Source organism: Roseomonas rosulenta (genome assembly GCF_016106005.1).
Classification (GTDB): domain Bacteria; phylum Pseudomonadota; class Alphaproteobacteria; order Acetobacterales; family Acetobacteraceae; genus Neoroseomonas; species Neoroseomonas rosulenta.
Map to the genome: position 1 here is coordinate 1 of NZ_JACADR010000178.1, position 9,318 is coordinate 9,318.

The 9,318-nt window shown below is 71.9% G+C and carries 8 protein-coding genes; 4 read left to right on the forward strand and 4 right to left on the reverse strand.

Annotated elements, in window-relative coordinates; translation table 11 throughout:
• The 3 genes from HW578_RS18190 to HW578_RS18200 form a co-directional block, all read left to right on the forward strand.
• The coding region (locus HW578_RS18190; RefSeq protein ID WP_232479090.1) for a sensor histidine kinase at positions 1 to 1,472 on the forward strand (1,472 nt) is incomplete at its 5' end.
• Between the two features lie 151 nt (positions 1,473 to 1,623).
• The gene (locus HW578_RS18195) at positions 1,624 to 2,607 is read left to right on the forward strand and encodes a GDP-mannose 4,6-dehydratase (protein ID WP_198372083.1); all 984 of its coding nucleotides are present in this window, start codon (positions 1,624 to 1,626) and stop codon (positions 2,605 to 2,607) included.
• 173 nt (positions 2,608 to 2,780) lie between these two features.
• The gene (locus HW578_RS18200; protein ID WP_198372085.1) at positions 2,781 to 3,743 is read left to right on the forward strand and encodes a UDP-glucuronic acid decarboxylase family protein; all 963 of its coding nucleotides are present in this window, start codon (positions 2,781 to 2,783) and stop codon (positions 3,741 to 3,743) included.
• Between the two features lie 15 nt (positions 3,744 to 3,758).
• Here the strand turns inward: HW578_RS18200 and HW578_RS18205 are convergent, their stop codons facing one another.
• From HW578_RS18205 to HW578_RS18220, 4 genes are all read right to left on the reverse strand, one after another.
• Entirely contained in the window at positions 3,759 to 4,589 is an 831-nt protein-coding gene (locus tag HW578_RS18205; protein ID WP_232479091.1) for an NADPH-dependent oxidoreductase, read from the reverse strand.
• Between the two features lie 57 nt (positions 4,590 to 4,646).
• Positions 4,647 to 5,996 (reverse strand): NtaA/DmoA family FMN-dependent monooxygenase, encoded by a 1,350-nt coding sequence (locus tag HW578_RS18210; RefSeq protein WP_198372092.1) that lies wholly within the window; start codon positions 5,994 to 5,996, stop codon positions 4,647 to 4,649.
• On the reverse strand, positions 5,993 to 6,967 hold the full coding sequence (locus tag HW578_RS18215) for a Bug family tripartite tricarboxylate transporter substrate binding protein (protein WP_198372094.1): 975 nt from the start codon (positions 6,965 to 6,967) through the stop codon (positions 5,993 to 5,995). The genes HW578_RS18210 and HW578_RS18215 overlap by 4 nt, the downstream gene beginning before the upstream one ends.
• Before the next feature lie 206 nt (positions 6,968 to 7,173).
• Positions 7,174 to 8,043: a thioesterase family protein gene (locus HW578_RS18220; RefSeq protein ID WP_198372096.1), complete on the reverse strand. Its 870-nt coding sequence runs from the start codon at positions 8,041 to 8,043 to the stop codon at positions 7,174 to 7,176.
• A 118-nt stretch (positions 8,044 to 8,161) separates the two neighbouring features.
• On the opposite strand from HW578_RS18220, the gene HW578_RS18225 reads away from it, so the two are divergent.
• Positions 8,162 to 9,238: an LLM class flavin-dependent oxidoreductase gene (locus HW578_RS18225; RefSeq protein WP_198372103.1), complete on the forward strand. Its 1,077-nt coding sequence runs from the start codon at positions 8,162 to 8,164 to the stop codon at positions 9,236 to 9,238.
• Positions 9,239 to 9,318: the final 80 nt, after the last annotated feature.

The following is a 9,318-nucleotide window of genomic DNA, read 5'->3' on the forward strand; positions in this document are numbered from 1 at the left end:
CGCCGTCGGGTCCGGCCGAGATCGCGATGCTCGGCGCCGCCCTGGCCGAGGCCGAGGCCGCGTCGCGCGAGCAGACTCGCCGGCTGCGCGCCCTGGCCGAGGCCGGCGCGCTGGTGCTCTGGCGCGCCGATGCCGCCGGCGGCTGGATCGAGGCCGCCGGCTGGGCAGGCCTCACCGGCCAGACCGCGCCAGCCTTCCGCAAGGATGGCTGGGTCGAGATGCTGCACCCCGACGACCGCGCGCCGACGCTCGCCGAATGGGGCCGCTGCCTGGTCGCGCGCCAGACCATCGGCGTCGAGTTCCGGCTGCGCAACGCGGGCGACGCCGCCGACTGGCGCTGGGTGCGTGCCACCGGCGTGCCCGTCGCGACCGAGGCCGGCCAGCTCGTCGAATGGGTGGGCGCCATCCACGACGTTGCCGATGCGCGCGGCGCGGGCACCGCGCATCGCTTCAACGAGGCGCAGGTGCGCCAGACCGTGGCGGAACTCCGCGCGGTCTACGACAACGTACCGGTCGGCCTCGCGCTGGTCGACGCCACGCTGCGCTTCGTCAACGTCAATGCGCGCTTCGCCGCGATCAGCGGCCTGCCGCCCGAGGCGCATGTCGCGCGCGCGCCCCACGAGGTCATGCCCGAGGGCCTCGCGGCCCCGCTCGAGGCCGCGCAGCAGGAGGTGCTGCGCACCGGCCGCCCCGTGCTGGACGTCACCTGCACAGGCCAGGCGCCGGGCGCGGTGCAGCACCTGCGCCATTGGCTGGCATCCTGCCATCCGGTCAAGGATGCCGATGGCATCGTCACCGGCGTCTCCGCCGTGCTGCAGGACGTGACCGAGCGCGTGCGCGCCGAACGCTCGCGCGAATTGCTGGTGACCGAGCTGAACCACCGCGTGAAGAACACCCTGTCCACGGTGCAGTCGATCGCCGCGCAGTCGCTGCGCCGCGCCGGCGGGGATTCGACCGGATTCGGGCGCGACTTCGTGGGCCGGCTGCAGGCGCTCACGCGCAGCCACGACCTGCTCGCCGAGGGCGGCTGGGAGCCGGTCGACCTCGCGCGCGTGGTGCAGGCCGCGCTCGGCCCGTGGCTCGGCAGCGGGCGGGCCATCCGCATCGCTGGCTCCGGGCGCATCCAGGTGGAAGCACCGCAGGCCCAGGCGCTGGTGCTGGCGCTGCACGAACTCGCCACCAATGCGGTGCGGCACGGCGCGTTGTCGCGCCCTGGCGGCGAGGTGGACGCGACCTGGTCGCTCGGCGAGGACGGCATCGCGCGCTTCGAATGGCGCGAGAGCGGCGGGCCGCCGGTCAGCGCGCCGGGCGCCGAGCGCCGCGGCTTTGGCGTGCGCCTGCTGGAACGCGGCCTGGTCCACGACCTCGGCCCCGGCGCCGAGGTGAAGCTGCACTTCCCCGAGGAGGGCGTGCGCGCCACCCTCAGCTTCCGCGTCGGGCTACCGAGCCTGGCGCGCGCGCAGGCCGGCTGAGCAGGCCGCGGCGGGGCGAGCGCCCGCACCCCCCCGCGCGCGACAGGGGCGCCATCGCTCCCATAGGCGAACTGTGCTGCTTGGCGGGACGCGCGCCGCCCGGTAAGGGTCCCCGAAAGCATCCAGACATATCACAGGGCAAGGCATAGCAATGGCACGCGCATTGATCACCGGGGTGACCGGGCAGGACGGCGCCTACCTCGCCGCCCTGCTGCTGGAGAAGGGCTACGAGGTCTATGGCCTGCTGCATCGCCACGGTGGCTCGGAAGCGGTGCAGGACCGGCTGCGCCGGCTGGGCTGTACAGGGGCGGTGCGCATGGTGGATGGCAACCTCATCGACCTGTCCTCGCTGATCCGGCTGCTGGAGAAGGTGCAGCCGGACGAGATCTACAACCTCGCCGCGCAGTCCTTCGTACGCATGTCCTGGGACCAGCCGCTGCTGACCACGCACGTCACCGCGATCGGCACGGCCAACATGCTGGAGGCGGTGCGCATCGCCGCCCCAGGTGTGCGCTATTTCCAGGCGAGCTCGAGCGAGATGTTCGGCCGCGCCGAAACACCCGCCCAGAACGAGGACACGCTGTTCCATCCGCGCAGCCCCTATGCCTCGGCCAAGGTCTTCGCGCATTGCCTGGTGCAGAACTACCGCGATGCCTTCGGCCTGTTTGGCTGTAACGGCATCATGTTCAACCACGACAGCCCGCTGCGCGGGATCGAGTTCGTGCTACGCAAGATCACCGATGGCGCGGCGCGCATCAGCCTAGGCCTCGCGAGCGAGCTGCCGATGGGCAATCTCGATGCGCGGCGCGACTTCGGCCATGCGCGGGACTATGTGCGCGCCATGTGGCTGATGCTGCAACAGGACAGGCCCGACGACTACGTGGTCGCGACCGGGCGCGCCGCATCCATCCGCGACCTGTGCCGGATCGCCTTCGCCCACACGAATCTCGACTGGGAGAAGCATGTGAAGGTGGACCCCGCCTTCCTGCGCCCGGCCGATGTGGACGTCACTGTGGGCGACGCGACGCGCGCGCGCACCCGCCTCGGCTGGGTGCCCGAGACCAGCCTCGAGGACATGATCGCGGAGATGGTAGAGGCCGACCTGCGGCGCTGGCGCGCGACGCTTGCGGCGTGAAGATGGCGCAGTCCGGGACTCGGAGGGTGTCGGCGTCGTCGCACGAGACGTGCGCATCGCCGAACAGGGCGATCTAAAGTGTCGCGCGGGCGGTGCGCATGCACGCGGGCGACGGCGCCGTCGCGCGCATGGTTGAAGTGCGGCCGGGGTCGCAAGATGGAGACGATAACGAGATGATCTCGCGCAAGCGCGTGCTGGTGACCGGGGGGGCGGGATTCATCGGCTCCCACCTGTGCGAGCGGCTTCTCGCGCAGGGCCACCAGGTCCTGTGCGTGGACAACTACTTCACCGGCACGCGCGACAACATCGCGCACCTGCTTGCGCATCCGCAGTTCGAGGCGATGCGCCACGACGTCACCTTCCCGCTCTATGTCGAGGTGGACGAGATCTACAACCTCGCCTGCCCCGCATCCCCGGTGCACTACCAGTTCGACCCGGTGCAGACGACCAAGACCTCCATCTCCGGCGCGCTCAACATGCTGGGCCTGGCGAAGCGGCTGAAGGCCAAGGTGCTGCAGGCCTCCACCAGCGAGGTCTATGGCGACCCCGAGGTCCACCCGCAGACCGAGGACTACCGCGGATCGGTCAACCCGCTCGGCCCGCGCGCCTGCTACGACGAAGGCAAGCGCTGCGCCGAGACGCTGTTCTTCGACTACCTCCGCCAGCACAAGGTGCGCATCAAGGTGGCGCGCATCTTCAACACCTACGGCCCGCGCATGCATCCCAATGACGGGCGCGTGGTGTCCAACTTCATCGTCCAGGCGCTGCAGGGCAAGCCGGTCACCATCTATGGCGAGGGCACGCAGACGCGCTCCTTCTGCTTCGTGGACGACCTGGTCGAAGGGCTGATGCGCCTGATGGACACGCCGGACGAGGTGACCGGGCCGGTCAACCTCGGCAACCCGCACGAGATCACCGTGCGCGAACTGGCCGACCGCGTGATCGCGCTGTGCGGCGCGGGGGCTACGCTCGAGAAGCGCCCGCTGCCGCAGGACGACCCGACGCGCCGCTGCCCGGACATTTCGCTCGCGAAGCGCGTGCTGGGCTGGCAGCCGCAGGTGCCGCTCGAGGACGGCCTGGCACGCACCGTGGCCTATTTCGAGCGGCGCCTGCGCCAGCCGGTCACCGCCGACTGACGCGCCCCGCTGCGCTCAGCGCAGCGGGAAGCCCAGCGCGACCAGCGCATCCTTGAGCCGGTCGCGTCCGCTCAGCGCCTTCATGGTGCCGAGCCGTGCGATCACGCGCTGCGTCCAGGTGGTGGCGCCCATCTCGTGCCGGGCCGAGAAGTCGGCCATGCGCGGGTCATAGGCGGCGCGGTGGCCTGCATCCTCGGCGTCGTAGCGTTCATGGTGCAGCACCGCAGCCTGCGGCAGGCGCGGCTTCACCGCGCCCTCGCGCCCCGGCAGGGCGTGGCCCACGCACAGGCCGAAGACCGGCGTCGCGCCGGGCGGCAGGCCGAGCAGCGCCGCCACGCGCTGCACGTCGTTGCGCAGGGCACCGATATAGACGGTGGACAGGCCGAGGCTCTCGGCCGCCACCACCGCGTTCTGCGCCGCCAGCGCGGCGTCGATCGCGGCCACCAGGAAGGATTCCAGGAAGGGCATGCCGGCGAGTTCCGTGCCTGCCTCCTGCGCCAGGCGCGCATTGCGCGAGACGTCGGCCAGGAAGACCAGGAAGATCGGGCATTGCTCGATGTGCTTCTGGTTGCCCGCGATGGCCGCGAGCTCCGCGCGCACCGCGGGGTCGTCCACCGCCACAACCGACCAGGTCTGCAGGTTCGAGGAGGTGGCGGCCGATTGCGCGGCGGCGACCATCGTCTCGAGCGTGCCCGCGGGCAGCGCGTCCGGCTTGAAGCCGCGCACCGAGCGGTGCGAGAGCAGCAGCGCGATGGTGTCGTTCCACGGCCCGGCCTTTGGCTCGGCGCCGGCACCGTAGCGTGCGGTGAGCGCGGCCGTGGCGGCCGGCATCTGTGTTCCGTCCATGTCGAGAGGATCCCCAGAGGTTTGCCCGAACGTAGCGCGCCGGCGCCGTGCGACAAGTCAGCGCGCGACGGCGGCGGCCGGGTGGGGTGCCGCCAGCCGCGGCCCGGCGCCGAACAGCTTCTCGCGATAGGTGCCTGGCGCGTAGGCGCGCTTGTAGCGCCCGCGCTCCTGCAGCACGGGCACCACCAGGTCGACCACATCCTCGATGCAGTCCGGGATCACGGTGCGCGAGAGGTTGAAGCCGTCCACATCGGCATCGTCCACCCAGGCGGCCAGGGCATCCGCCACCTCCGCCGCGCTGCCCGTGATGGGCGGCTGGCGGCTGCCGAGGATCATGCGGTCGACCAGCGCGCGCTTGGTCGCGCGCGGCGCGGCGGCGCGCAGCGCCGTCACGTTCGACTGGATGGCGTTGCCCGGTGCGGCGGGCAGCTCGTCGTCGAGGTCGAGCGCGGCGAGGTCGATGCCGAGCGAGGCCGAGGCATGCACCAGCGCCGCCTCCACGCTCGCGCAGCGGCGGTAGTCCTCGAGCTTGTCGCGCGCTTCCGCCGCGGTGCGCCCGATCACGAGCGTCGCGCCCAGGAAGGCCTTGATCGGTCGCCCCGCCGCACGCGTGCGCAGGTCCGCCACCAGCGCCGCCACATGCGGCTTCGGCCCGCCATTGAGGAACACGCATTCCGCATGCATCGCCGCGAAGGCGCGCCCGCGATCCGACGCGCCGGCCTGGTAGAGCACGGGCGTGCGCTGCGGCGAGGGCTCGACCAGGTGCGGCGCATCGAGCCGGTACTGCCGCCCCTCATGCCGGATGCGCGAAACGCGCGACGGGTCGGCATAGACGCCCGAGGCGCGGTCGCGCTTCACCGCATCGGCGGCCCAGGATTCCTCCCACAGGCGATAGACCACCGCCATGAACTCGTCCGCCATGTCGTAGCGGTCGTCATGCGCCATCTGCCGGTCGAGCCCCATCGCCCGCGCCGCGCTGTCGAGATAGCCGGTGACGATGTTCCAGCCGATCCGCCCGCCTGTCAGGTGATCCAGCGTCGAGAAGCGCCGCGCGAGAAGTGCCGGCGGCTCCCAGGCCAGGTTCACCGTCACGCCGAAGCCGAGGTTCCGCGTGACCGCCGCCATGGCGGGGACCAGCAGCATCGGGTCGAGCAGCGGGATCTGAACGCCATGGCGGATCGCCGCATCCTGGCTGCCGCCATGCACGTCGTAGACGCCGAGCACATCGGCCAGGAACAGCCCGTCGAACAGCCCGCGCTCCAGCGTGCGCGCCAGCGAGGTCCAGTGCGACAGCGAGAGGTAGTCCACCGCGCGATCCCGCGGATGGGTCCACATCCCCTGCTGGATGTGGCCCAGGCAGGCCATGTCGAAGGCGTTGAGGCGGATCTCGCGCGGCGACGGGTTCATTCCGGCGTGAAGCCGCTCTCGCGCACCACGTCGCGCCACATGTCGCGCTCGCGCCGGATCTGCTCGGCGAAGGCCTGCGGCGAGGCGGAGGTGGCATTGGTGAATTCGAGCCGCTCCAGCGCCGCGATCAGGTCGGGCTCGCGCGAGGCCGCGACGATCGCCGCGTGCAGCCCCTGCACCACCGGCGCGGGCGCATTGGCGGGCAGCAGGGCGCCGAACCATTCCTCGGCCGTGCGTTCCGGATGGCCGAGCTCGGCCAGCGTCGGCACGTTCGGGATCTTGGCGAAGCGCGTGGCCGAGGTCACCGCCAGGATGCGCAGCCCCGTACCGTCATGCGGCAGCATCTCGCTCAGCACGCCGATGAACAGCGGCAGGCGGCCGGCGATCACGTCCTGCACCGCCGGCGCGCCGCCGCGATAGGGCACGTGCGTCAGGCGCAGGTTCAGCTTCCGCCCCATCATGATGCCGGTGAAATGCGGCACCGATCCCGCCGCAGGCGACGCCCAGGGCGTCTCGTTCGGCTGCGCCCGCGCCCAGGCGAACCATTCCTCCAGCGTGCGCGCCGGGTGGTTCATCGGCACGCCGAAGCCGAAGGGGAAGGAACACACCGTGCTGACGGGGACGAAGTCGGTCAGCGCGTCGTAGCGAACCTCGCGCGGGAAAACGTTCGGCTGGACGGTCAGCATCGAGGCCGGGGTCTGCAGGATGGTGGTGCCGTCGGCCTCGGCCGCCTTCACCGCCTCCACCGCGATGCGCCCGGCGGCACCGGGCCGGCCATCGACGATCACCTGCGGCGCGAAGCGGCCGCGCAGCTTCTCGGCATAGAGCCGCGCCACGACGTCCGAGGAGCCGCCCGGCGGGAAGCCGATCACGAGGCGCGCAGTGCGGGTCACGGTCTGCGCCCGGGCGGCGCCGGCGGCGGTCGCTGCGGCCAGGCCCAGCGCGGCGCGGCGGCCGATGGTGATGGTCATCTCGTCTCTCTCCTCCCTGGCCCGCTGCGGAGCCTGCGGCTTCGCTTGTAGGGGCTGCCCCGGCGCTTCGCCAGCGCCGCCTGGAGCAGCGTCCAGTCGGGTGGAACCGCTGCGCGGTTCCGCCGGCCGGACATGAGCTGCTCTAGATCTTGTGTTGCCTAGAGCAGGAAATCCGACCAGATGATTCCAGCTGGTCGGATATTGCTCTAAAGCCCGAGCCCCGGGACCAGCAAGGCATCCAGCGCCGCGCGGCGTTCCGCCGGGATGGCGACCGCGCGGCGCGCCTTGAGGTCGAAGGCGATGCCGACCGCCTCCGCCGCCGCGACCACCGCGCCGGTCTCGCCATCATGCACCAGGTGGGTCCAGGTGGTGGTCTTCTCGCCCAGCGCCTTGAGCCCGCTGCACACCGACAGCAACTGGCCCGCCGCAAGCGGGCGGAACTGCGCCACGCGGTATTCCAGCGCGGCCGAGCCCATCCCCTCCTCCCTGATGCCGAGGCCCGTGCCGCGGTTGCGCAGGTTCGGCACGCCATCCCAGATGCGCGCGATGATGACGTCGGGGCGCATCACGCCCTGCATGTCGCATTCATCGGGGCGGACGGCGCCGCGATAGCCCTCGGTCAGGCCCATGGCCTGCGCGGCGGCGCGGTCGGGCAGCGGCCGCGGCGGATCGAAGCCGAGGCCGCGCGGGCCGGCATGGGGCGGCAGTGTCACCGACAGCCGCTCGGCGCCGGGCAGCACGGGCAGGGGTGCGCCCCACAGGCCCAGGTCCGTCACCAGCGTTGCGGCGGGCGCGTCGGTCGCGCTGTTGCGGATCTCGACGACGGTGCGCAGCCGATCCGCGCCGCGGCTGATGATGCCCCCCAGGATGGTGAAGGGCGTGCCCGGCGCCATCTCCCGCAGGAAGCGCAGGTGCTGGTCCATGACGGCCAGGCGCTGGCGCGAGGGCGGCAACCCGGCCTCGAGCATCAGCCAGTCCAGAGCATCCGCCGCGCGGGCGACGTAGTGGCGCACATTCATGTGGCCCATCACGTCGCATTCGTCCTGCTGCACGCTGCCCCGGCCGATGACGATCACGCTGTGCGCTCCTGCTTCCCCGCGCGCAGATCAGCGCGCCCCGGCCGCCCCGGCAAGCCGGGCTTGAGTGCCGCGCCGTCCTGCGGGACCATCGGCGCAACCGCGAAGGGGAAGCGCCATGGATGTCGGCCTGTTCTGCCTGATGGGCTATCGCACGCCCGGCACCTCGACAGCCGCGATCTACGACGACGCGGTGGCGCAGGTGAAGGCGGCCGAGCAGGCCGGCTTCGCCATCGCCTGGTTCGCCGAGCACCACTTCAGCAACTACTGCGTCTGCCCCTCGCCGCTGATGATGGTGGCGCGACTGGCGGGCGAGACGAGCCGCATCCGCCTCGCTTCCGGCGTGGTGATCGTGCCGCTGTACAATCCCGCGCGGCTGATCGCGGAGGTCGGCATGGTCGATGCGCTGACCCATGGGCGGCTCGTGCTCGGCATCGGCAGCGGCTACCAGCCCTATGAGTTCGAGCGCTTCGGCCAGGAGCTCGCGGAATCGACGCCGCGGCTGCTCGAGGCCATGGGCATGATGGAACAGGCCTTCGCCGCCGAGACCTTCGCGCATGAGGGCACCCACTACCGCATGCCCCGCGCGCACATCGCGCCCCGCCCGGTGCGCGGCATGCCCGAGGTCTGGGTCGCCGGCGACAACCCCGACCTGCACCGCTACGCTGCCGAGCGCGACTGCGTGGTCATGGTCACGCCGCGCCACTTCACCCCCGCCATGCTGGCCGCCGCCCGCGCACGCTTCGAGGGCATCCGCCGCGCCGCCGGCAAGCCCGGCGAGACGCTGCGCTTCGGCGCCATGCGTCCGTTCTGCGTGACCGACGACGCCGCCGAGGCCGCCCGTTTCCTGGAGAACACGCGCTGGCAGATCCGCCTGTCGCAGTCGCTGCGCCGGCGCGAGCAGGAGATGGACGGGGGCATGCTGGTCGAGAAGCCCTGGGAGGGCGAACCCAGCCTCGCGGAGATGGGTGCCCACATGATGGTCGGCGACGCCGCCACCGTCGCCGCGCGCATGGCGGCCGAGATCCGCGCCGCAAGCCCCTGCCATTATCTGCTGCAGGTGCAGGTCGGCGACATGGATCCGGGCGTGGCGCAACGGTCCATCGCCGCCTGGCAGCGCCAGGTGAGGCCGTTGCTGGAGCGCGAATTCGGCCCGCTGGAAAGGATCGGCCTCGCCGCCCCGGCGGCGGCATGACACGCGCCGCGCCCGCGGCGGCCTGACTTGCGCCGCCCCGGCGGCGGCCTGAACCATGCTGCCCCGGCGGCGGGTCGGAG

What these genes read in the sequence shown, in the direction of transcription:
- HW578_RS18195 (WP_198372083.1), top strand. Translation starts at nt 1,624, where the DNA reads ATGGCACGCGCATTGATCACCGGGGTGACCGGGCAGGACGGCGCCTAC.
- HW578_RS18200 (WP_198372085.1), top strand. Translation starts at nt 2,781, where the DNA reads ATGATCTCGCGCAAGCGCGTGCTGGTGACCGGGGGGGCGGGATTCATC.
- HW578_RS18205 (WP_232479091.1), bottom strand. Translation starts at nt 4,589, where the DNA reads ATGGACGGAACACAGATGCCGGCCGCCACGGCCGCGCTCACCGCACGC.
- HW578_RS18210 (WP_198372092.1), bottom strand. Translation starts at nt 5,996, where the DNA reads ATGAACCCGTCGCCGCGCGAGATCCGCCTCAACGCCTTCGACATGGCC.
- HW578_RS18215 (WP_198372094.1), bottom strand. Translation starts at nt 6,967, where the DNA reads ATGACCATCACCATCGGCCGCCGCGCCGCGCTGGGCCTGGCCGCAGCG.
- HW578_RS18225 (WP_198372103.1), top strand. Translation starts at nt 8,162, where the DNA reads ATGGATGTCGGCCTGTTCTGCCTGATGGGCTATCGCACGCCCGGCACC.